The following is a 23,799-nucleotide window of genomic DNA, read 5'->3' on the forward strand; positions in this document are numbered from 1 at the left end:
ATACGCCCATACATGAATTTTTTTTGAAAATTTTTTAACTAACAATAAGAAAAGCGCTATGCAGGCACAACGCTATAAAAAGCACATTCGTACATATGCCCTAATCCTACTTTCTATCATATCTATTAGCTGTAGTGCCCCCTCTGTGCCCACTGCACTGTCACAACTACTCGATAGAAACTCTATCAAAGTAGGCACTGTTTATGGTGCTGGCACATTCTACAATGGTGCAGGTGGGCCACAGGGGTTCGAATATGAACTGCTGGCAGGCTTTGCAGACTTTCTTGGCGTAACGCTAGATTTATATCCGTTTTACAGTTACGAGGTCATGCTTGAGCAGCTTGAAGAAGGCAACCTCGACATTGTTGCAACAGGAGATGCAGTGACATCAGATTTGCAGCAACGTTTCGCCTACGGACCAGCATATCAGTATGTTGAGCAGCAGCTTGTTTTCAAGGCGGGAACAGACAGACCGAGAGATATTCAAACCCTCTCATCCCCCATTGTCGCTGTATCTGGAAGTAGTCAGGTTCACATACTCAATCAATTACTGGCTGATCAGCAAAAACCAGATTCACAAACAGTTATAGTCACTACCGAAGATTCTGATTCTGAAGAGTTGCTACAACAAGTGGCGCTAGGTGACATCGATTACACTATCGCCGATAGTAACCGTCTTGCACTTCAGCGCAGGCGTTACCCTAGTCTGGCTGTTGCAAAAACACTTCAAAGCGAGATGCCAATGGCGTGGGCAATGCCCCTTAACCAAGACGACTCTGTGAAAGCTGCCATTATCGAATATTTTGGAACTGTACATCAATCCGGTTGGTTTACTGTTTTGGAAGATAAGTATTTCGGCCATATTCGACAGTTCGACTACGTCGACAGTCGAGCATTTAAGAACGCAGCAGAGTCTACGCTCAAGCAATATCAGCCGTTATTCAAAAAATATTCTGGCGACTTAGATTGGCGTCTTCTCGCCGCGATGAGCTATCAAGAAAGTCACTGGGAACCCAACGCGGTTTCTCGTACTGGTGTGAGAGGCTTAATGATGCTCACACTAGATACTGCAAGCGATTGGGATGTTAGCGACAGAGTTGACCCTGAGCAGAGCATTCGCGGAGGCTCTCGCTATTTTGCTAGTCTATTAAGTCGAATTCCTGCGCGAATTGGCAGCCCAGATAGAACTTGGATGGCAATGGCCGCCTACAACATAGGAATGGGTCATTTAGAAGATGCGAGGGTGCTTACCGAACGTCAAGGTGGAAACCCAGATTTGTGGGTAGATGTAAAGAGGAGGTTGCCTCAACTACGACAGAAGAAGTATTACCGTACCACTCGCTATGGCTATGCTCGTGGCGATGAAGCACTCCAGTATGTTGAAAATATTCGTCGTTACTACGACAGCTTAGTGTGGCTCGATGAACAAGATAAAATATAAGTCTATTGGCTATTGAAATATGTCATTTAAATGTCATCTCTGTACCGTAGGTTAATTGCGAAATTAGAATGACATATCCGTCATTTAACTTCCCAGCATTATTAATTAAGGAAGTTTATATGAAGAAAAATAGATTTATGAAAAAAGGAGTTAGATTGAAAAACACTAACAGACGCAGACTGCTTATAAAACGCAGTCACCAGAAAGTATTGCATAGACGCAGACTATACGTTACCAACGACATGTTCACACAGTTAACACGAAGCACAGACTAATCTTGTTGTTGTGCTCTTTTTGCTTTTTTAGCCGCTTTAATTTCCTGCCTTCGCTTTTTAAAAAAAGCTGATATCTTATCTGCGCATTCATCGGCAAGCACTCCCGAAACAATTTCAGCCTGGTGATTTAACGCCGGATGCTGGAGCAAGTTCATAACAGAGCCTGCTGAGCCGGTTTTTGCGTCCCACGCACCAAAAACCACCCGCTTGACTCTTGCATGTATTAACATGCCTGCGCACATTGAACAGGGCTCTAGCGTAACGTAAAGCGTAGCATCGATAAGTCTGTAATTCTGTATATGTTTCGCCGCTTGAGTAACCGCATGTATTTCTGCATGTGCTGTAGGATTGTGATCTCGTATCGGCGTATTCCATCCTTCTCCGACCACGGCCCCATTGATGACAACACAGGCTCCCACAGGTACTTCACCAATAGCTTCAGCCTTGTCTGCTAGCGATAAGGCATGTTTCATCCAGAAAATATCGTTCTCTTCTGTAGGTGTATTAACAGACAGCATCGTTTTTTCGTTAACCATTTATTCTTTTACCGTTTCTTCATTGACTTGCGGCAACATACCTTCAAGGCTCAAGCTGACTACTATTTTGATACTCATTATTTTGACGATTTTAGTTACTAGTTCGTTAAACTCACTATTTAGATTGGTGAGTTTCATCAATGACAAGGTTGCTAAAATTCAAAAATACTTCTTAACCCACTAATAAGTATGAAGTTTCTAAAAATGGCAATAAGCTTGCTTAGTAGTTATTAAAACGTAGATACACGCTTTTCGCCCTAGACACGGCAAAGCATGTAGACGCTGATAGCACAATGAAACTGTGGAAGGCCAATGTTTGATAGATTTCTATCTGCCTATAATCTGCCAACTATCAGCCTAATACCAAAAAATTACGTGCTGCGTTTTCTACTAAAGGCGTCAAAATTTTGCGTATAGTAACAAAAAGCGTGTACTGGTTGGCTAGCTAAATTAGTTAAACGAGACAAGTTTCTTGTTATCGACTACACTTTTTTAAAGGCTATGTTCTGCTAAATTGTTGCTATACTGTATATGAATACAGTTATTGAGGGTTGATCATGATCCCAGCACAATTTACAAAGCTTATAGCCGACGCCCTTGCCATTCGGATTATCTTCCCCTCAGTCAGGGTGATTCAGGTTTCTTTCAACCTGACGGGTTTGCCAGCTTCGCTGGGCAAACAAAAAAGCGAGCCATGGCTCGCTTTTTTCGATTCATTGTGCAAGTTGTTAGTATTCCCACCAACACTCTTGCCACCACTCTAAAAACTCTTCGAAGTCGATATAGCCATCGTCATTTTCATCGATTAGTTTAAACCCTTCTTCAACGTGACTTGCTTTCGTCTTGGGTGAAATAATCGTTAATAGCTCAATAAACTCAGTAAGGTCGATTTGCCCGTTTCCATCACGGTCAAAGAAACTGAAGTCTTTTCTTATCTCTTCAATTTTAGAATCTGAAAGTTGAGTGCTCACTCACATTCCTTAACTAATTTACAACGATATAAGGAGTGTAACGTCTCTACTATTATGTGTCTACGCCTGTTTTTCTTTTGCTTTTAAGGCGCGCTCTCGCTGTGCATTCGCTTTTTCTTGACGCTTCTGCTCCATGATGAGCCTTGCCTCAGTACCAACATGCTCTTGCTCTCTGGCTTTTGCTAGCTGAACTTGCTTTTCTCTTTCACGAAAACGCGCTATCTGCTCATCCGTATGAGTACCGAAACAACGTGGGCAACTTACGCCGGGTTCGTATTGTTCCGTGTTTTTATCATCTTCGGTAATCGGCAGGCGACATGCGTAGCACTGCTCGTACTCACTTTTTTCAAGATCGTGATTGACCGCTACGCGATTATCGAAAACAAAGCAGTCCCCTTCCCATAGCGACTCATCTTTTGGCACATCTTCTAAATATTGGAGAATCCCACCTTCAAGGTGATACACCTCTTCAAAACCCTGCTCTTTCAAATATGCGGTTGATTTTTCGCAGCGGATACCACCAGTGCAAAACATAGCCACTTTTTTGTTTTTCTCTGGGTCAAGTGCTTTAGATACGTACTCTGGAAACTCTCTAAATGTATCGGTTTTTGGATCGATAGCGTTCTTGAAAGTCCCTATTTCAATTTCATAGCCATTTCGAGTATCAATAACCGTTACGTCAGGATCGCTAATAAGGGCGTTCCACTCAGTGGGTTTAACGTAGGTGCCCACCGTTTTACGAGGGTCTATACCCTCTACACCCATGGTAACAATTTCTTTCTTTAATTTTACTTTGGTGCGGTAGAACGGCTTCTCGTCATGTAACGATTCTTTGAAGGAGATAGGATTAATGCGTTCGTCGCTATTTAGGTAGTTAAGTAGCGCGTCAATTCCCTCTCGCGGGCCAGAGACAGTGCCGTTAATGCCCTCGCTTGCGAGAAGCAAAGTGCCCCTTATACCGTTAGACTCCATGACTTCGAGTAACGGTTGGCGCATCGCTTTGTAATTTTCGAGCGCAACGAATTTGTACATTGCGCAAACAATATATTTGTTTTCTATATTAGTAGACATATTTTAACCTTTGCTGATTGGAGCGTAAGACCAGTGCAAAATGCGGCGCGAAATATAGCAGAAGCGAGAGCAAAAACCAAACCTGCAATGGCATTAATAGTTCAAGGAACAGAATTAGCAATTATAAATTAGGTATTTAATGCGAGTACGTAACAATATGAAATACTATTATCGTGTTTCCGCGCTTTTGGGTTTTGGGTTTTGACAGCCCCTTTAAGGCTGTTAGTTAAAAGCCTGCTTGAATTGAAACTAACTACGCGGCATCAGTTATGCCTATATCGATGCATTCATCGACGGGGAATTTACCTTTTGATTTTGGATCACTTCAAAAAGTAATGTGTTATCTTCTTCGATATCGCTTACATATTTCTCAGCTAGGCGCTTTTGGGTGCCCAAACTACAATTGTTTATTACGTCCTCAGGAATTCGTCGTGGGTTGTCCGTTTGAGCTAGCGGAGAAGGGTTCATTGATTGAAAGAGCCTAGCAGCCGTTATATCACTGCACATTAATTGCGAAAGCGTGTCCAAACATTTCCAATCTCCATCTGACGCTGCAAGCGCAGGTTTACGATAATGATTTAAAAATGCTAAGTCATCTCTCTTGCTATTGGTTGCATCATTTTTTGGTGGCGTAAGCTGAATAGTATTCGCCAAGGCGCTCTGATGCATTGCTAAATACAGTGAGAACAGGCTTCCCTGAGAAGAAGCTTTTGCCAGCGTACCATCGAACTCCCAGCGGTAGCTGGGATCTAGCGACGGTGCGTTGTTCGCTGGAGTTTGCTCAATATCCATTTTTACTGAAAGCCTGAGAATACAATTATGTAGTGATATCCATACATGGGTTGTCGGCAAAATATCCATAAACTTAACACTGAAATTGCTCATTCATCCGTTTTACACCATCATGAATAGGAAGCGTTTTATCAGTTATCGAGGGTGCAGTGAAATACACTGACAAAAAAGTATTGATCGTTGAGGATCAACGACCGTTTCTGCTTATGCTCAAGGGGCTATTGCAGTCGATGGGCGCTAGCGACATTGTCACTAAATCTAGCGCAGAACACGCTATATCGGCGGCAAAAAAAACAAAATTTGATATTGTTGTTTGTGATCTGCATTTAGGAGCGGAGAACAAAAATGGTTATGAATTGGTCGAGGAACTTCGCGTTAAACGATTGATTAAAGCCACATCCGTTTTTGTCTTAATTAGCGCAGACAGCAGCCGCTCTATGGTGTTGGGCTCAATTGAGCGACGCCCAGACGACTTTCTTGTTAAACCCTTTTCACAGGTTCAGCTAAAAAGTCGTATAGGCAGAGCGTGGCAAAGAAGACAGTTTTTGCAGTCTGCTTACGAGTTAATCGATCAGAACAAACTTGTAGATGCGCTCGAGGTTTTGCACAACCTGTATGAGAAACCTTCTCACTACAAAGGGCATTGTCAGCAGCTTCTGGTAGACGTATTCCTGCGTACGGGTGACTACAAAAAAGCATTAGCGATTTTGTCGCCATTTATAAACGGCAAGCCTGTAGTCTGGGCTCAAGTTGCCCTAGGTAATACTTATATTCAGTGTCAGGAATATGAAAAAGCAATTTCAGTGGCTCGAAAAATACTAAAGAAAAATAGATTCAGTGCAGACGCAAACGATATCTTGGCGCTGGCAAACCAAGGCTTAAAAAACCAAGAAACCGCACTGGATGCTATTAAAGAGGCTATCAAACTATCCCCCTTTTCTCTGTCTCGTCACCTTACCGCTTGTGAAATAGCGCAACAAAATGCTGACTACATAACGGCTTCTCAATCGTGTCAGGCAATTTGGAATTTATCAAAACGCACCGTCCATAAAAAAAGTTTGTATTGGTGTGCATTTATCCGCAGCTTGCTGGATGTTGCTGAAAATACCGATGAGAAGAAACAGCGAAATAAATATCAGCAAGAAGCCCTGCTCACATTACAGCGTGGGAAGTTTGATGAGCATTTGTTCAAAATGGACCGAAATTTTGACGTCGATATATTTAGTAATATCGTTAATGCGCGAGTAAGCGCCATCGATGGAAAGTTGATTGACGCTAAAATGCACCTCGTGAATTCTCAGGTAGCGATTGAAGAAAAGTATGATGAACCTCCAACGGCGTATCTCCCAGACAGTATCAACGTCATGTATTCACTTGGAGAGTTTGATGACGCCATAGCACTGTGTAAAGTCGTTGAACTGAGAAAAGATGAACTCGATAAAAACAGTGCTTCAATGTTGGCTAAAGAGGCGGAAAAAGCAAAAAGTAATTTGGCAAACTATCAGCAATTTAACCGAGAAGGCATTGACCATTATCAACAACATGCTTACGAGCGCGCAAAAGCTTCATTTGCATTAGCTCAAAACTATGCACCTGTTAATATTGGTGTTGCCCTTAATTTACTGCAATGCTTACTTCAGTTATATAAAAGTAAAGACCAAGCAGACGTTCAAATGGAGACAGAATGTAAGCGGCTTTACAAACTCCTTGATAATATTCCGTTGAAAAATGCCTACAGCGAAAAATACGCCAACCTTCGTGACGAACTTTCTGTTTATATTGGGCTTTAGGGCGTTTACCTCCCTGCTGCTAGCGACTCGCTATTTCTGAAAATTGCTAACGATGGTAATGAACTCATCGATATTTTCTATTAGCGTCTCTTTTTGCTCAGCAGAGAGTGTTGTTGCAATTTCTGCTATAAGCGTGGCGGCCACTTGCATATTATGTGCGCTGGCTCGCTGATATGATTCACTTCTATAATCATCTGGGTTTTGCATCAAATAGGTTAAATCTTTTACGAAATTGGGATTAGTCGACTTTGTGACGAAAAGCCGTCTTGCAGCATTTTGAATATTGCGTCGATATTCAAGCCACTCGTTTGATGTTGAAACAAATTGCGTGTTGTAAGTGGCGATAATTTGAGTCTGTTCGTTGGTGAGATCGCCAATACGCTCTTCCACATTTTCAATCATACTTTCCATTCGTTTCTCCAACCGCTCTTCCTGTGACTGTTGCAGAAATTCATCTCGTTCCTCTTCTTCTTCTTTGTTGTCTTTTTCTAGCGTGGCAAACAGAGAAACAATTTGCTGCTCTGTCAAATCAGTGGATAGTTCTACCAACTCAGGGCTTATTTCACTTCTCACCCTTTCCCAATGCCCTCGAATGTCATTCATGTGAGCGTAAACAGTTTCGTAGTTGAGCTGATCATTCTTAACTTGCTGTTTTAGCGTCGTTAGTTGTTTTCTATAGCGTTCCAATTCACTTTGTTTATGCCAACGAAGCCAGTTTGACAAATAGTCATCGAACCTTTCTTCCTGTTCATCGTTCAGCTCAATATAGTCATCTAAATACCAATACACCCACCAATCAAGGTTGTTATAAGCAAGCTTTGAACTGCATGCAGTGAGAGATAAAAAAAGAAACAGGACAGTGACCAAGCGCATCGTTAGAACCCTTTACAATGAAAATACAGCAGAACTTATTCTTTATAGACAGCAATTATGAAAAAAGTGCAGTTTAATAATACTTTACCTTCCATTATGCATGATCTACTTTGCATAATATAAGAACACCATAAACACAGAAGGATTATATTGTGTCAAAACGTGTCGCAGTTTTAACCTCCGGTGGCGACGCCCCCGGTATGAATGCATGTATACGCGCTATTGTTATTGCGTGTCAAAAATCAGGCTACGAACCCATTGGCTATCTCCACGGATATAACGGGCTGTTAAATCAAGAGTTTGTCTCACTTTCCTTAGACTCGACGCATAATTTAATACAGCAAGGAGGCACGATACTTCATAGCGCTCGTTGCAAAGAATTTACTGAGGAAGCTGGCGTTAAGAAAGCAGCGGCGAATTTAGTTGAGGCAGGAATAGACGCATTATTGGTTATCGGCGGTGATGGTTCATTTAAAGGCGCAACCTATTTAAGTGACTACTTTCACGGACAAATCATTGGTATCCCGGGCACGATAGACAATGATATAGCGGGAACCGATGCCACTATCGGGTATTACACCGCCATCGACACCGCAATGAGTTCTATTGATAAGGTTCGTGACACAGCAGATGCTTTTGAACGAATTTTTTTAGTTGAAGTGATGGGCAGACATGCGGGATTTCTTGCGTTAAATGCTGCGCTTTCCTCTGCAGCAGATTATGTAATTTTACCTGAACATTTTGAATCTACCGACGCCGAATTAAAAAATATTATCACGCAAATTCATGCGCAAAGGCGTTTAAAAGGCTCTGTCAGTTTTATTGTCGTAGTAGCAGAAAATGTATGGCCAAAAGGACTTCCCGCGCTAACAGAAGCATTAAATGAGGCAGGTATCACCGATGTCAGGCCACTTACTCTTGGTCACGTTCAGCGAGGCGGTGCACCGGTCAGTAGCGATAGGTTGCTGGCTACCACATTAGGGGAATTTGCCGTCAGCCTTGTAGGAACCTCTAGCAATAATATAATGGTTGGTGAGGTAAACAGCCATCCGGTCACGGTTCCGTTAGATAAAACAAGTGATAGTAAGCCGCTAAATAGTGCACAGGTCGCGTTGATGAAGACAATAATGAACGAACGATATGATTGCTAGTAAACGGCCCAAAAAGAAAAATAGCAGGGAAAAATAGCGGAAAATAGATGTGGCAAACCCCTAATAACGAGGGGCGTCTATTGTGCTGCATATGATGAGGCACTTTGATCATTTCTATTAAAAACTCGACGTGATCAAAGTGCTGGATTGCAACACTGAATAACTACACTGAATTAAAACAGCTGCCTTATTACATTTTCATCGCTGCTTTTACTTTGTCTCTATGGCTGCGACTTACTTTAAGCTCTGTATCGTTCTGTAAGATTAAGTGGTATTCACCGCTTATATGGCTTACGAGCTTCTTCACATATCGAATGTTTGCTATGGCTGAACGATGCACTCGCACAAAAAACTGTGGGTTAAGCTCTTGCTCTAGTTCCTTCATCGTCTTTCGCATTATATGCATGCCATCTAGAGCATGAACGCACATGTAGTCGCCTGCCGCATCAATCCATTGAATATCTTGAACGTTAACACGGGTAACTTCAGACCCATCTTTTATGGCTAGAACATCCGGATAGGGATTTGTCTCAACAGGCTCACCATTTGCAAGCTTTCGCAATATTTCCTCACAATCGTCACCGGTGAGTTCTGCAACCAGGCTTACCAGTTTTTGCGATTGCTCATCTTGGTGAGCGGTTGAGGTATAGTCACGCACCTTATCAAGCGCCGCTGCTAATCTTTCATCGTCGGCGGGCTTTAATAGATAATCTAACGCGTGAACGTCAAACGCTTTAATAGCATAACTGTCGTAGGCAGTAACGAAAACAATCATTGGAATAGGTTGCTTCAACTCTCGAAGTTTATGAATAACCTGAAATCCGTTTAGACCTGGCATTTGGATATCTAGAAACACCAAATCTGGACGGTGTTGCGAAATACTACTCACCGCTTCAAGGCCATTCTGGCATTCTGCCACTACCTGTACATCTTTGTGTCGCTCTAGCCTAGCTCGAAGTCCCCTGCGAGCTAGAGGCTCATCATCCACTACTATGGTTTTAATCATTTGGTTGGTCATTTCATACGTCCTTTACTTCGTAGGGAATACGAATTCTAACTCTAACCCCTGAGGGCTGGTTATGCTCAATAGAAAATGCAAAGTTGCGTTGGTAAAGCGATTGAAGGCGCTCTTTTATATTAACAAGCCCCACCCCATTTTTTCTGCTGAGCTGGCCTTCTTTAATGTCGGCTCCTGGGCCATTATCCGCCACATCCATTAACAAATCGTTGCCAAATGTGCGCGCGGTGATGGCTATTTGACCGCCGTTTTCCATTTTTGAGATGGCGTGCTTAATAGCGTTTTCAATAATGGGCTGTAAAATCATGCTTGGTACCAGCGCCGACTCGCATTTACTTCCAATGTCCCACACAACTTCTAACCGATCATCAAATCTCACCTTCTCTATCTCAAGATAAAGACGGAGGGCCTTAATTTCTTGTCCAAGGGGGACACGTTTAATAGGATCATTATCAAGAGAATAGCGTAAGAAGTTGCTCAATTTAGAGACCATTGCTTCTGCGGTATCATTTTCTTTCAATAGTATCAGCGTAGATATCGCGTTTAACGTATTGAAAAGAAAGTGAGGATTTAATTGGTAGCGCAGCATTTTTATATGCGCTTGGTGCGCCATAGTGCTTGCTTTAAGGGCATTCTGCTTTTCTTTCTGCAGCATCTGAAAGTTTTTAATGCCAAAATAAACGCCGCTCCAGCATCCCACCATAATTAGAGAATTAATCGTGTTGGTAAAATACATGTACCATTCGTCTGGTCGGTAACCGTGCTTATATATTTCCCAGTAGTTAATATTTTTTACTACCGCCCATACTAGCGCGACAACGTAGCAAGACGCGATCACTATAAGGATCATATTCAACACAGAACGTTTACGAGCCCAGCGATAAACGTAGCGCAGCGGTATCGTCAGTAACCAACCTGCATAGGCATTTAACATGATGATGAAAACCCATATCGGCCTCACGTCATGCAGAAATGACCCTATATAGTAAATGAGAGCAAAACCAGCCCAGCCTGCACTGTGCAAAGTCCAGAATAAACGTTCATTACTTTCTATTACACGCTGAAAGCGACTCAAACTAACACCAACTTATATTCACCAATGTTTTAGCTTAAACCCAAATTATACGCTTGGAATTAAACGACCCAAGCGTCTTGGTCGTGTTGGTAGTGCGTCTGGTCGCAGGTAATCTTTAAATATCACAACCTGTATTAGTAACTAATATTCATGCGCTTGAGCCAATGTACCCACCACCATGCTGGGCCCACCAGAAGAAAGCGAAGATCTTCGAGGAATGAAGGCTTTTTTCCTTCAATTTTATGGCCAACAAACTGCAAAATCCACATGGCCACGAATAATACAAGACTAAATTTCCATACAGATATATTGAAATAAACCAGCAAGTTGACGACGCCAAAACAAACAATAGTCAACAGGGTCATGGCTGCGCCTATCGGACCTGAGAGTAGAAAATAATAATACAATATCGGGATGGCGATTATGTGGGCCCAAGTGATATTGAAGTGAGAAATGAATTCGGGAGTGGGGATACTCCACAATAGTCCAAGGGTAACCAAATAGATACTGGGTACCGCTATGGCGTGAATAAGCACATTAACTTTATTTTGGTGACTTTCACCGTACTGTAAAAGTAGCCTTTCAATACTTCTCATTTGCCGTTACCCCTTATTATTTATTAGCAAAAAACTATATATCTAAACTTCAACCTACAAGCTAAGATATCAGAGTATGCCGCGCGAGTAACTCTCCTATCATTGCATCGTCTGTCGAGAACTTCATTCCGTAATAAACCACTTTGTTGTCTAATTTATGGTTTTTTATGACCGCCTTTATTTCAACAGGTTTGCCATCGAGCATATAAATTAACGTCACCTCGGTACCATCAATTAAAACCGGATAATTAGGCTTTATTTGAAGCCCTACTTTACAACCTTGTTTTGATAGGTCTACGATGATGCCTTGAGCGTTCTCTTTACACTCATAAACGTCAGATTTGATATCAATCGCCACACCGGGTTGAGAACGTTGTGACGCTCGAAGACCAATGCGTTCAACGCGCATTGGGAAACTAGTAATTAATATACCCGAAGGGTTGGCTAAAAGTTTTAAAACTTTAACACGATAGGCAATAACCTGCCCTTTATTGCCTTCAACAATGGAGCGTACAACAATGGTGTTATCTATGGTTAACGCGTCACGTACGGTAATCCATTTTGACGATGTTGGAATGTAGAACATCATACAATCATTGGCTCTCATTCCCATAAATTCGGTTTTTACCCTTTTTGACGCCGCGGGCATAGTTATTTCCAAATCTACAATCCCACCTGGCTTTAATGCTTCCAGTGCCTCAATATCTTCTAGGCTAATTTTATTCTCTTCAATCATACGTACGCTTTTCTAAGTAGCCCTATCATATTTACATTAACCCAATTTTTTTATTTACAGCCAATTAATGTTGCCCTAAAAATGTATAACGTTGAGATATAGTACGTCTTGCCAACGCCCTATTTTCAATATAAACGACACCATTGTTGTCTTAGTTATAGTACACTTGAGCGCAACTATGTGAATAAATTGAGAATTTTATGCCGAACGATATACTAAAGTACACTCTTTGCCTTTCTCAATGGCAGGCTCACCAATTCAAAGTGAGTTTGAACGTGCCCGCGCATCATTCAGAAACGCTTACGCTGTCTTTGCCAAGTTGGATACCAGGAAGCTACATGGTGCGTGACTTTGCAAAAAATATTGTTTCGCTATCGGCACAAGAAGCAACCACCAACTCATCACCTCTCACTATAGAAAAAGTGGACAAGCAAACATGGACATTACACACTAACGGAAAGGCTTGCTCAATAGACTATACGATTTATGCAAATGACCTTTCAATACGCTCTGCTTTTATCAATCATGAGTACGCTTTTATCAATGGTACCAGTGCGTTTCTAGAAGTTGAGGGCTTTGTAAATACCGAACATCAACTCGACGTATCCTTACCCATCGCTGACGAATCCATTTCTCAATGGCGGGCTTACACATCAATGGAAGCGAGAGTATCGTCTGCGTTAGAAAGTGGCGGTAGCGAGCGTAAATGGAGCTATAAAGCACCTTGTTACGCAGATTTTATCGATCACCCTATTTTTATAGGCATAGCAGATACTCATGAGTTTGAGGTAAATGGAGTAAACTTTACGCTGCTGTTTTCTGGTAACAACAATATTGATTACCCAAGGATTGCAAAGGATCTTGCCCCAATATGCCAACACCACTTAGATCTATTCGGCCAGCCCTACCCGGTCAAAAATTATCTGTTTATGACACTGCTTGCAGACAATGGGTTTGGTGGTTTAGAGCATAAGCACTCAACAGCCCTTCTTTACCCTAGGTTCGATTTACCTTTAGTAGGTGATAGCGCTGAAATGACTGATAGTTATATTACCTTTTTGAGTCTATGCAGCCATGAATTTTTTCATACTTGGCACGTAAAGCGAATCAAGCCTGATGTAATGGTAAATCCGAATTTAGCTCAAGAAAATTATACGAATCAATTATGGATATATGAGGGCTTTACCAGTTTTTACGACGACGTAACGCTTGCCCGGGTAGGCACTGTGCCGGCGCAGAAATATCTCGATATCGTAGCGCAGAACGTGAGTCGACTTCTACAAAATGCTGGCAGGCACAAGCAGAGCGTAGCAGAAAGTAGCTTTGACGCTTGGACTAAGTTTTACAAACAGGATGCTAGTGCAACAAATAATATTGTTAGTTATTACACGAAAGGCGGCATTATTGCGTTTGGTCTAGATTTGATATTGCGGGAACGCTCTAACAACACCGTGTGTTTGGACGACCTAATGCGACTTTTATGGGAGCATTACGGTAAGGATGAAACCGGTACGCCCGATAACGTAGTCCATCGCCTTTGCCTCAGTTACCTCAATATTGACGTAAGTGATTATTTAAATAACGTTGTTTATCATACAAATGATGTTGAACTTGATAAATTGATCGCGGCTATAGGTGTTTCGCTGGGCACTCGGGCAAAAGTATCCCAAGACGATAAAGGTGGTTTAACCGCTCAGACACCAATAAAACGTCAATTTGGTGCAACGCTAAAACCTGCTTCATTGGGTTTAACCGTTGTACAAGTATTCGAAGGGTTAGCCGCAATGAAGGCCGGTATTCTGCTCAATGACACCGTTATTGCAATAGACGGACATGTGGTCAATCAGAGTAAGCTTCAACGGCTTTTAGATACCAGTGAAAATGCCAGTGTAACTGTTGCTGTAATAAGAGACGGAAAACTTATTCATCTTGACTTACCGCTAATGGACGCACGAGAAGACATGGCGTTTTTCAATATTAATGACGCTGATAAATTTGAGAAGTGGTTAGGCAGGGCTTAGCAGTGTTTGCAATGTTTAACTGTGTTTAACTGTGTTTAAATGTGTTTAGCCTTGTTTTGCGCCTTTTATGCGAAAGGCGCAATTGCACTGAACGGTTAATCGTCTGGGTTTCCAGAAACAATCGTTTGCGGGTCTAAGCGCATTTTCCCCAGATTTATCCTCCAATCAAGATGCGGGCCTGTCGCTCTTCCGGTTGCACCTATGGTGCCTATTTGCTCCCCTTTCTTAACATAATCACCCACGTTAACCGTCATGGTGTCGAGGTGGAGGAAGGTCGAGAACACTTGCATGCCATGGTCTAGGATCAGCGTATTCCCTGAATAGTATAAATCATCGGCTAGCGTTACCACACCATCAACAGGTGCAAAAACCGGTGTTCCCGTGGGCGCACCTACATCAACACCATAGTGGGGCCATTTCGGCACTCCATTTAATATACGCTGACTACCGTAAACGCCTGTTATCGGGCCCTTTGCGGGCCATTCAAAGCGCGTAAATAGAGCATCTAAGTCGCTACTGTTACCTCGCGCTTTTGCTACATTGCGATTGTCTTTATTAATACGCGCAGTGACTGATGCCGGAGGGGTGACCATTTTTGACTCTAGACCGTCGATACGCTGAATGTCATATTCCCGCTCTTCCAATGTTATTTCGCGTGTTATTACACTGCCTTTGGCGGCCTTTACCGTTAGCACGTGGTTTAGTTTTGCATCCCTTGCAAATCCAACAACAAACTTTCCGTCTTTATTTACGGCGACGGGTTGCTCATTAAGCAGTACGGTAGAACCTTTGGGAACCTCACCTCTCAGAAGCGCACCTTGGGTGAACTTGCCATTTAATTTGAGTGGCGAGGTGGCCTGTGTTGAATTAGGGGCGTTCTCATCGACTAATTGGCTAGCGGATGCATCGCTTATCGCAACTACGCTAAGTAGCATAGCGGCAGCTAACGCCTCTAGAACACCGCTAAACCGTGCATTTTTGAAAATAATGCACGGTATAAAAGAATTATTAACCATCATATTCAACATCTCGCATCCCTACTATAACTTTTACCTTGAAACGCAAATACGTAAACTTTTCAAAGCGTTAAAAAGTTACGCATAACCAAAACAAGTAATAAATAACGAATAACTTTTAACTCTTAACAGCTTTAACCACTTACAATAGCGCCTTTACCTACGCCCTCATAAGCAATAACTCGGCACTCGCCATTAGGTGATTTTTTCTTTTGTTCTTGCAATAAGTATTGTGCTAGACACTCTACTGTCGAGTCGGTTTCGATGACTTCGCATATCGATTTAGGGATAACTAGCTCGAAATAGCCTTGAGAAGCTTCATAAGCAAAGCAATAGTAGTCTTCTGGCACATCAACGCTACCAGAAAGTTTTCTCTCGCTATAACGGATTTCATCCCCAAGGGTCGCCACATAAATGTCTTCCCAGCGGTCAGCCCAATAGCGCTGACTTTCTTCGCAAATTTCGCCATTAATATAAATATCAATTCGAGAACGATGACCGTGGGCAATACGCTGACAATTGCCGTCGTGTTTTTTAAGACCGTGGGTATAGTGATAAAAAGGAGATTCAATGACCTCTGTTCTCAAATGAAGCGTTAGGTTGTCTACATTTTCAGGCAGGTGAGTAGCGAGCACCTCTTTTAAATACACCCCCACAGATTCCATGGTGATTACGTCGGAATAGAGAATGGCGTAAGCTTCTGCTGGGCAGTAAAGCATTATTTTCTCGCCGTTTTCGCGAGTAAAACGCACTTCAACTTGTTCACTGTCTTCGTCGTGAATAACCTCAGAACCCCGGTACTCTGCGGGTACAAGAAGCTTATGATCGACATATTCATCTATCAATCTTTTAAGATTTTTTTTCACATGCCCAAAATCTTGAACCATACTTTCTTCGTTCAGTTCGCCGTCTAGGACTACATCGACAATCCAACTTTCTCCCACCATACCGCGTTTCGGGCAAAGGTAAGAGAAGTCCATCACCGTCAAATCATTTACAAATAATTGCATAACACCCTTTGATCGAGTTTATATTCTGTCGTTAGTATACTTTTTTTATTAATGAAACGCAGTCTTTAGTCCATTGAGGATTGGCGATTCAACTGGTCTTTTAAGTTCGGTGGAATACCGCGAATGGTAAGTGTATCCGTAGCGGGATCGTAAAAAACTCTATCGCCCATGAGCTTTCTTTCAAAGCTTACCGATACGCCACCACCTTGGCCGGTAAATTTTGCTAGCTGTTTTAATGCCGCGGGATCCGGTTGAATCTCTTTCTCTAACGGATTTTCCAATGAGTCTGTAAATGCCGCAAAATTGTTCTTTGTCTCATCATTACTCGGTAAACGGTTAGCTAACTCGTCCACGGAAAGTGTTTCTCCGGCATCAATTTTTTCTTTAAAATAATTTTTCACTTCTTCACGGTGTTGATGCTGCTCTTGTGGATCGAGGGACTCACTAGCCAAATAGGCATCTACAGAGGAAATGAGCTGTTTATTTTGCTGTTTTACATCTACAAGTTCTTCGCAACCCACAAATTGCATGAAGAAATCTGAGACTTTCCGGCCCATTCTTCCTTTAATAAAACTTACGTAACGCTGTTGTTCTGGCTGTACGTCCAACTGCGTTAGGTCAAAGCGAACAGCAAGCTGCATTTTTGCTAAGTCGAGATGCTCTCGTGACGACAAGTCGAGAGAGTTAGTTACTTCAACGTGAGAACGAGTATTCAGCAACGTAATCATAAGGTATTGAGTTGCTAGGAACTCATATTGACAGAATATAAGAAAACCCGTCTCTACCGTTCCTGTATCAACTAAGGTTTTAACTAAGCGATTGGTGGCGTCTAGCGAGAAATCATGGAATGCATTTTCCACATTGTCGCCCCCAGCCTTATGTGCTGACAGGTATTTCTTAAGGCCCTCAGCAAAACCGGAAACATCGTGTGTAGAAGGAGTGTCACTTTGACCATCACTCGATTCAGTCTTCTCGCCGTCATCTGAAGGTTGGACACTTGAGATGCTTGGCGCTTCAGATACAAAATGCCCTACGCCTTTACCCGGCTTAGCATTAAAACTGTGATTTATTTGGTGAGCCAAAGACTCAATTTCTGGGGTAACCGCGAGACATTTATCTCTGGGGACCGCCTCTATTTTCTCTTCTTTATTGACGATTAAACGGTGAACGACAAAGTGGTGAATCAGTGCACTCATAATTTATCGGGTGTCCTGTTGCTTAAAAAGTGTATGAAATGCCCAAAGAATTAAGGGTTTTTAGAATGAATGATTGTACTCACCCAAACAACGATTATAATCATTTTACGAGTAAAACCATTCTTTTTATCAAAGAAAACTTTAAAAAGAGGCGTAGCAATGCCCCAAACAAGCCGTTACAGCAACGACGAATTCGAAGCGCTCATGAACAAGGTAATATTAACACTTGAGGAAAGTGGTGCAAATCGCGATCTTTCCCTCATGGTGTTAGGAAATGTTATTACCCATATTCTCAATACCCAAGTAAAACCAGAAAGTCGTGAAGCAATGGCATCTCAATTTGCCGACGTTTTGAAAAAAAGTGTCAAAGCATAAAGAGGTAGTTTCATGATCCTTGCCGAATCTCCCCGCCGCCAGCGTGTTACCAAACTTGTAAACTGGGGGCACTGGTTTGCGCTTGCGAATATTATTATCGCTATCGTTATTGCCTCTATATTTGTATTTTCATCGCCAATGCCAGGGACAGGTGTCGGTACAATTTATTTGCTGGCAAATTGGTTTGGTCACATCGGATTTATGACGTTCTTCGGATTTGTCATATTTATACTTCCGCTCTGCTATCTGGTTTCAAATTCAAGAATAATAAAGGCTAGTGCATCTGTTATTGCAGCTGTGGGCTTGGCCCTACTGGCTTTCGACGCGCTACTATTCAACCGTACTGGTTTCCATATTAGTTTTCACGCTGCAGACCTGTTACGAAGCGAAGCGCAATCTCAAATTACCATAGAAAATTGGCAACAGTGGGGATTCTTATTTCTGCTTTTCGTTGTTTGGCTTGGTTTCCAACTGGTGTTAGCCAATGCTATCTACAAACGGGTGGAGCGCTTTACGCGCTATAAGATTGGTGTGCCGGTAACTACATTTTTTGTAGCATGCTTTGTGACCAGTCACGCTGTTCATGTATGGGCAGATGCAAAACTCTATCAACCCATTATTAAGCAGGACAATATGTTCCCGCTCTCCTATCCTGCCACTGCTAAAACCACTATGTCGCGGTATGGCTTACTGGATCTTGCGGCATACGAAGAGCGTAAACAACTTCAGTTTAACCCTGAATTTCATAGCACGACTTATCCTGCGCAGCCAGTTTACTGTTCGGTAGATACGAGTGAAAACTTAACTGTTATCGTGCAAACTGATGACGCCGAAATTGACAATTTGAACACCAAACTAGACCTCAATCGATTTGATAACTATTACTCTACGGCGAGTAATCTTAAAGGGTTAATGACGACAGCGTTGTTCGGCGTTCCTGAAATATATCAGGATGCACTGTCTGAAAAGCGGCCTGTTTTGTTAGCTCTGCCTTTAGGCTCTGGTATGCCTGTGTCGGTTCACAGTGATGTGCCATTACCTATGTCTCAACTGTCTGGTTATGTAAAGAAAGACGCCGGTGAAAGTGACGGGCTGAATATTGCCTTTATAAAAGGTGAAGACATAGCGCAGTACACCGCAAGAGCCCTTGAGCGCGAGCATAAGGTTATTGTTGCAACAGGCTATGGAAGCGCGACGGGTAAAGGCACCCTGTTTAGCAATTTTTCGTTAGATGCTGACATTGCAAGTACTGAAGACCTGGCGCCAACGATCCTCAATGCATTAGGTTGTAATGCTCCTATTACCTTTTATTCTACTGGTCAAAATTTACTGTCACCTGCTCGCCCTTGGTTGGTGAGTACTTCAGGAGAGCGAATTGTCGTTATTCACGACAATAAGCGTACAGACGTACTGAGTAACGGTAGCTATGAAATTACAGAAATTAGCACTGGCAAACGAAGTAATGATGCTTTAAACGTTGACTTACTAAGCCAAGCAATTAAGCACTTGTCGCGGTTTTCTACCCAAAATTGATTGCAAAAGAAGCCTTTATTGGCGTTTGAGCGTGTCAACGCTTAGGCGCCTAGGCTGTGCTTTCGATGCTTTTTTGCATCAACAGATGAAATTATCACACTATCTTTTCCCATCTCTTTCACAACTTTTATGGTGTTGAACTGTGTGGATGCGGCACCTGATTTAGTTGGGTAACCTGTATTACCGAAGTAATTTCACTAGATTTAGGCATGGCTTGTTCAGACAAATAGTAACTCTTTGAAATACCCGCTGCATGAGCGGCTTCAATATCTCTCCAACTGTCTCCAATAAGTATACTGGCGCTTAAGTTAATCACTAAGTCATCGGCTGCTTGTAACAGCATTCCTGGCTTGGGCTTTCTACAATTACAGGGTACGGCATACTGGGCTATCGCACCGTCAACATGATGTGGGCAATAGTAAATAGCTATTTCGCCTACCCCGCGCTGTGCAAAGTCTGCTTTTACCGCGTTCATCAAAACACTAAAGTCTTGCTCTGTATAAAGCCCCCTAGCTATACCACTTTGATTGGTTACGATTACTATCTTATAGCCGTAATCTGAGTATGATTTTACTAGTTCGAAGATTCCATCAAGGTATTCAAAATCTTTATAATGTCCTACATACCCATGGTCGACATTAATCACCCCATCTCTGTCTAAGAAAAGCGCTTTGCTTTCTGTTTTTGAGCTTTGTGTTTTTGAGCTTTGTGTTTTTGCGCTTTTGGACTGTGCCTTGCGACTAATTGTAGGGTCAGCGACATTTTTCATTATTGTTTAACCCACAGTTGAATATGAAAATGGGCTGTCACTTTAGATAATGAATTGACAACCTTCTCAATGCTATCAGGAGGTAACTTCCAATAGAACGGCGTCATTTTAATAAGCGACAAGGCTTGCTCTTTATCAGTTAGTTGAATAGAAAAGCCTAGCTTTTCGTTTTTCACTCGCGAAAATCCCTCGCGTTCAGTGTTATCTGTCTGGTGCTTTTGAGGTTCACTATACACTTGCTCCTTTATTTCAAAGAGATGATCCTCGGCTGGGTCTACAGTAACAAGCAAACCACCTTCTGACACAAGCACACGGTGATATTCGTCGTTGCTACCCGGCGCAAATACCTGAATCACCGCATTCTGAGTTGCAGATGCTATGGGTAAATCGAAACTACTTGCAACCACGAATTCTTGTTCTTTAAACGCTTTGGCCGCAAGTTCTACCGCGATTTTAGAAATATCGCTTCCGGCGCCAACACTAAACACACCTAAGCTATTAAGACCATTTACCACCGCATTAAGATAGCTTCCCTCACCGCAACCGGCATCGTATATACGTAATGTTGAGGAGTGTGAATGTGTGCTTGATCTTGCTGGGCTTGATCTTACTGGGCTTGGTATACCTGCGCTTGATCCTGCTGAGTTCGCTTGAAAATATTCACTAATCAGTTGGACCATACGGTCTTTAAGCGGCTTGTAAGCATTTTGCTGATGAAAGGCTCTTCTTGCTTTTACCATTGCTTTGTCATCACCGGGCATCTTTGATTTTTTAAACTGCACCGGTAGCAAATTTACATAACCTGATTTAGCTTTATCAAATGAGTGGTTATTTTCACAGCGTACTGGTATGTCGCTTAAGGAAATTGGAGATTTACAAAGTGGGCATAGCCACATAAAAAGAATCTTTCTATGAATGAATAGGCTATTGAGTGTAACAAATCGAGTACACAGACAGCAATCTCATGTTTGCCTATTGCTGCCCGTGATTAGTTTAAGTTAAAGAGTTTCCTTGCGTTAATGAGGCTAATGGATGTTGACTATCTTCCCAGGGAGAAGAAAAGAAATGTTCAACTATGTCAGCGGGAACATCATCTACTGTCGCGTATTTCCATTTCGGAGACATATCTTTGTCAATCAACAATGCGCGAACGCCTTCTTGGAATTCACCGCTTTCCCCGCAACGACAAGACATATTCACTTCCATCTGAAAGCACTCTGCCAATGTCATTTTAGCGCCTCGTTGACACTGTTGATATACTAAGTGCATGGTAATGGGCGACCCTTTTTGCAGTGTGCCCTGCGCTCGACTTAACCATTTGTCGCCTTTGACATCAGCTTGCAATATCGACGTCACAACCTCTTTAGCACTGTTACCCTCACATAGCGAATTTATTAGGTCTAGGTGTTGCTCAATATTACTATGTGGGATTTCGTCAGGCTGCTTCAAACTGCTCAATAGATGCGTGGCTTGGTTAGCGAGATCTTCCTGTTCCCACTGATGTCGCATAAAGCACTCTATCAATGCTTCTTTTTCAGATGCGGCAACAAGGTTATCGCCCAAGCCAACAAAGCAGGCGTCTGCTCCATTCATCTGACCGCCGGTTAGACCTAAAAACAAGCCTGTCTTTCCAGGAAGCCGCGGTAAGAAATAGCTTCCGCCAACATCTGGGTACAAACCAATACTAATTTCCGGCATAGCAAGTCGAGACGTTTCAGTAACCACTCGGTGGCTGGCTCCGCATAGAAGCCCCATGCCGCCACCCATTACAATACCCGCTCCCCAAACAACAATAGGTTTTGCGTAGTTGTGAATGGTGTAGTCGAGGGTGTACTCTGTTTTAAAAAACGTTTCCAGGAAATCGGGGACACCGCCTTCAGCTTCTACCATTGAACGATACATAGATACAATATCGCCTCCGGCGCAAAACGCTTTGTCACCCGCGGAGTCTATTATGACCGAAACCACATCGCTTCGGCTTTGCCAAGCCAATAGCGCGTCCAACATAATTGTGGCCATGTCTAAATCTAGCGCATTCAGTGCCTTTGGTTTATTTAATGTTAAACGGCCAATGACATGACCGGAGCTTTTTGTTGAAAGCTCCTCAACAATAACAACTTCATCCATTTTGCGGCTCCCTAAAAAAGTTAAAGAATACTGCGTTCATCTGACAACAAGCGTCTGCCTATAATTACACGCATTATTTCGTTTGTCCCTTCAAGAATCTGATGCACTCGCACATCGCGGAAATGCCGCTCAAGAGGATATTCCTTAATATAACCATACCCGCCGTGTAACTGCAGCGCGTCATTACATACATTAAACCCGACATCTGTTGCAAAGCGCTTGGCCATAGCACAATAAGTGGTTTTGTCAGCATCGTTATTGTCGAGTTTACACGCCGCCATACGCACCATTTGCCGAGCAGCGACTAGCTCTGTAGCCATGTCTGCCAACTTAAACTGAAGCGCTTGAAATCCGGCAATGGGTTTACCGAATTGCTCACGTTCGTTCATGTAGTCTCGGGCTACATTTAGCGCTTGTTGCGCTGTCCCGACGGAGCAAGTAGCAATGTTTATGCGGCCACCGTCTAGGCCCTGCATCGCCATCTTGAAGCCTTCGCCTTCTTCACCAAGACGCCAAGCATCGTTCAACTTTACATTGTCAAAGGTAATCATTCGAGTGGGCTGAGCATTCCACCCCATTTTTTCTTCTGCTTTACCATAAATAATGCCGTCGCTATCGGCCGGTACTGCAAAAGCAGACACGCCTTTAGGTCCGTCACCGCCAGTTCTCGCCATAACCACAAGTACGTCGGTGCTGCCTGCTCCAGAAATAAATACCTTAGCGCCGTTAAGTACATACCCATCGTCTGTTTTCGTTGCTTTCGTTTTTAACGAGGCTGCATCTGAGCCAGCACCTGGCTCGGTAAGACAGTAAGACGCTAACTTGTTACCACTGACTAGGTCTTCACACCACTGGGCTTTTACATCTTCGCTACCCCATAATGCAATCATCCATGTGGCCATGTTATGAATGGTCAACATGGCAGTGGTTGTAGTACAACCCATCGATAGTTGTTCAAAAATAATAGATGAGTCTAATCGTGAAAGCCCTAGCCCGCCGGCTTCTTCTGGCGTATACAAACCACAAAAGCCAAGCTCGCCAGCTTTCTTTATGGCCTCAACTGGAAAGTGATGCTCTTTGTCCCACATCGCAGCATGAGGTGCGAGTTCTTGTTGTGCAAACTGACGCGCCGTATCTTCAAACGCCAGTTGGTCATTATTCAATTCAAAGTTCATGTTATTTGCCTTTTATCATTGCGACTTTACACTGTATTAACACAATAACTAAAAGTTACCCCTTACGTAAACGTAAAGGTAAAACATTAATTAAATTATAATTACAGGCACGTAAATAATTTGTGACGACAGAGGAGGTATCTGAGTATACAACCCAGTCTCTTTACTTTTGTCATCTTGGCGTGTTGAACTTTTCTGTGAATGAATGTTACGTGCAGTTTTACAGGTTCACTGGTAAGCTATTAACAGAGT

The 23,799-nt window shown here is 42.6% G+C and carries 22 protein-coding genes; 6 read left to right on the forward strand and 16 right to left on the reverse strand.

Annotation, left to right across the window (positions count from 1 at the left end):
* Window positions 1-58: 58 nt before the first annotated feature.
* Window positions 59-1,441 carry a membrane-bound lytic murein transglycosylase MltF gene (gene mltF, locus BM528_RS10220; protein WP_071979712.1) on the forward strand — a complete coding sequence of 461 codons (1,383 nt, stop codon included), beginning with the start codon at window positions 59-61 and terminating at the stop codon, window positions 1,439-1,441.
* Window positions 1,442-1,712: 271 nt separating this feature from the next.
* On the opposite strand, the gene tadA is transcribed toward mltF, so the two are convergent.
* The 4 genes from tadA to BM528_RS10245 form a co-directional block, all read right to left on the reverse strand.
* Entirely contained in the window at window positions 1,713-2,252 is a 540-nt protein-coding gene (gene tadA / locus BM528_RS10225) for a tRNA adenosine(34) deaminase TadA (protein WP_071979713.1), read from the reverse strand.
* Window positions 2,253-2,980: 728 nt separating this feature from the next.
* Entirely contained in the window at window positions 2,981-3,223 is a 243-nt protein-coding gene (locus tag BM528_RS10235; RefSeq protein WP_071979715.1) for an EF-hand domain-containing protein, read from the reverse strand.
* Window positions 3,224-3,283: 60 nt separating this feature from the next.
* Window positions 3,284-4,294 carry an oxygen-dependent tRNA uridine(34) hydroxylase TrhO gene (gene trhO / locus BM528_RS10240; protein ID WP_071979716.1) on the reverse strand — a complete coding sequence of 337 codons (1,011 nt, stop codon included), beginning with the start codon at window positions 4,292-4,294 and terminating at the stop codon, window positions 3,284-3,286.
* A gap of 273 nt (window positions 4,295-4,567) precedes the next feature.
* On the reverse strand, window positions 4,568-5,179 hold the full coding sequence (locus tag BM528_RS10245; protein ID WP_083595259.1) for a VC2046/SO_2500 family protein: 612 nt from the start codon (window positions 5,177-5,179) through the stop codon (window positions 4,568-4,570).
* Between the two features lie 56 nt (window positions 5,180-5,235).
* Between BM528_RS10245 and BM528_RS10250 the strand changes: the two genes are divergently transcribed.
* The gene (locus tag BM528_RS10250) at window positions 5,236-6,876 is read left to right on the forward strand and encodes a response regulator (RefSeq protein WP_071979718.1); all 1,641 of its coding nucleotides are present in this window, start codon (window positions 5,236-5,238) and stop codon (window positions 6,874-6,876) included.
* Window positions 6,877-6,906: 30 nt separating this feature from the next.
* On the opposite strand, the gene BM528_RS10255 is transcribed toward BM528_RS10250, so the two are convergent.
* Window positions 6,907-7,749 (reverse strand): DUF6279 family lipoprotein, encoded by an 843-nt coding sequence (locus tag BM528_RS10255; RefSeq protein ID WP_071979719.1) that lies wholly within the window; start codon window positions 7,747-7,749, stop codon window positions 6,907-6,909.
* Between the two features lie 152 nt (window positions 7,750-7,901).
* Here BM528_RS10255 and BM528_RS10260 point away from each other — a divergent pair, with 152 nt between their 5' ends.
* Window positions 7,902-8,900, forward strand: a complete 999-nt coding sequence (locus tag BM528_RS10260) for an ATP-dependent 6-phosphofructokinase (protein ID WP_071979720.1) — start codon at window positions 7,902-7,904, stop codon at window positions 8,898-8,900.
* A 190-nt stretch (window positions 8,901-9,090) separates the two neighbouring features.
* Here BM528_RS10260 and BM528_RS10265 read toward each other — a convergent pair whose 3' ends face one another.
* From BM528_RS10265 to BM528_RS10280, 4 genes are all read right to left on the reverse strand, one after another.
* Window positions 9,091-9,918, reverse strand: a complete 828-nt coding sequence (locus tag BM528_RS10265) for a LytR/AlgR family response regulator transcription factor (RefSeq protein WP_071979721.1) — start codon at window positions 9,916-9,918, stop codon at window positions 9,091-9,093.
* 1 nt (window position 9,919) lies between these two features.
* A complete protein-coding gene (locus BM528_RS10270) occupies window positions 9,920-10,993 on the reverse strand; it encodes a sensor histidine kinase (protein ID WP_071979722.1) in 1,074 nt (357 codons plus the stop codon).
* A 134-nt stretch (window positions 10,994-11,127) separates the two neighbouring features.
* Window positions 11,128-11,589, reverse strand: a complete 462-nt coding sequence (locus tag BM528_RS10275; protein WP_071979723.1) for an Mpo1 family 2-hydroxy fatty acid dioxygenase — start codon at window positions 11,587-11,589, stop codon at window positions 11,128-11,130.
* Between the two features lie 61 nt (window positions 11,590-11,650).
* Window positions 11,651-12,325, reverse strand: coding sequence for a flagellar brake domain-containing protein (locus tag BM528_RS10280; RefSeq protein ID WP_071979724.1), 675 nt, complete (start codon window positions 12,323-12,325; stop codon window positions 11,651-11,653).
* Between the two features lie 200 nt (window positions 12,326-12,525).
* Here BM528_RS10280 and BM528_RS10285 point away from each other — a divergent pair, with 200 nt between their 5' ends.
* Window positions 12,526-14,346 carry a M61 family metallopeptidase gene (locus tag BM528_RS10285; RefSeq protein ID WP_071979725.1) on the forward strand — a complete coding sequence of 607 codons (1,821 nt, stop codon included), beginning with the start codon at window positions 12,526-12,528 and terminating at the stop codon, window positions 14,344-14,346.
* Window positions 14,347-14,441: 95 nt separating this feature from the next.
* On the opposite strand, the gene BM528_RS10290 is transcribed toward BM528_RS10285, so the two are convergent.
* The 3 genes from BM528_RS10290 to BM528_RS10300 all read right to left on the reverse strand — a co-directional run bounded on the left by BM528_RS10290 (window position 14,442) and on the right by BM528_RS10300 (window position 17,568).
* Window positions 14,442-15,365 (reverse strand): M23 family metallopeptidase, encoded by a 924-nt coding sequence (locus BM528_RS10290; RefSeq protein WP_232230465.1) that lies wholly within the window; start codon window positions 15,363-15,365, stop codon window positions 14,442-14,444.
* A 131-nt stretch (window positions 15,366-15,496) separates the two neighbouring features.
* Window positions 15,497-16,372: a 6-carboxytetrahydropterin synthase gene (locus BM528_RS10295; RefSeq protein ID WP_071979726.1), complete on the reverse strand. Its 876-nt coding sequence runs from the start codon at window positions 16,370-16,372 to the stop codon at window positions 15,497-15,499.
* Between the two features lie 65 nt (window positions 16,373-16,437).
* Window positions 16,438-17,568 (reverse strand): nucleoid-associated protein, encoded by a 1,131-nt coding sequence (locus tag BM528_RS10300; RefSeq protein ID WP_071979727.1) that lies wholly within the window; start codon window positions 17,566-17,568, stop codon window positions 16,438-16,440.
* 159 nt (window positions 17,569-17,727) lie between these two features.
* Between BM528_RS10300 and BM528_RS10305 the strand changes: the two genes are divergently transcribed.
* Together BM528_RS10305 and BM528_RS10310 are read left to right on the forward strand one after the other, a co-directional pair.
* Window positions 17,728-17,943, forward strand: coding sequence for a DUF1414 domain-containing protein (locus BM528_RS10305; RefSeq protein ID WP_071981257.1), 216 nt, complete (start codon window positions 17,728-17,730; stop codon window positions 17,941-17,943).
* Window positions 17,944-17,955: 12 nt separating this feature from the next.
* On the forward strand, window positions 17,956-19,476 hold the full coding sequence (locus tag BM528_RS10310; RefSeq protein ID WP_071979728.1) for a DUF3413 domain-containing protein: 1,521 nt from the start codon (window positions 17,956-17,958) through the stop codon (window positions 19,474-19,476).
* Between the two features lie 127 nt (window positions 19,477-19,603).
* On the opposite strand, the gene BM528_RS10315 is transcribed toward BM528_RS10310, so the two are convergent.
* From BM528_RS10315 to BM528_RS10330, 4 genes are all read right to left on the reverse strand, one after another.
* Window positions 19,604-20,245, reverse strand: a complete 642-nt coding sequence (locus BM528_RS10315; RefSeq protein ID WP_083595260.1) for a D-glycero-alpha-D-manno-heptose-1,7-bisphosphate 7-phosphatase — start codon at window positions 20,243-20,245, stop codon at window positions 19,604-19,606.
* Window positions 20,245-21,141 (reverse strand): putative RNA methyltransferase, encoded by an 897-nt coding sequence (locus BM528_RS10320; RefSeq protein WP_071979729.1) that lies wholly within the window; start codon window positions 21,139-21,141, stop codon window positions 20,245-20,247. Before BM528_RS10320 ends, BM528_RS10315 begins: the two co-directional genes overlap by 1 nt.
* 97 nt (window positions 21,142-21,238) lie before the next feature.
* Window positions 21,239-22,372 (reverse strand): enoyl-CoA hydratase/isomerase family protein, encoded by a 1,134-nt coding sequence (locus BM528_RS10325; RefSeq protein WP_071979730.1) that lies wholly within the window; start codon window positions 22,370-22,372, stop codon window positions 21,239-21,241.
* Window positions 22,373-22,392: 20 nt separating this feature from the next.
* Window positions 22,393-23,547 (reverse strand): acyl-CoA dehydrogenase family protein, encoded by a 1,155-nt coding sequence (locus BM528_RS10330; protein WP_071979731.1) that lies wholly within the window; start codon window positions 23,545-23,547, stop codon window positions 22,393-22,395.
* Window positions 23,548-23,799 lie beyond the last annotated feature (252 nt).

It is taken from the genome of Alteromonas sp. RW2A1 (assembly GCF_001886475.1).
GTDB lineage: Bacteria > Pseudomonadota > Gammaproteobacteria > Enterobacterales > Alteromonadaceae > Alteromonas > Alteromonas hispanica.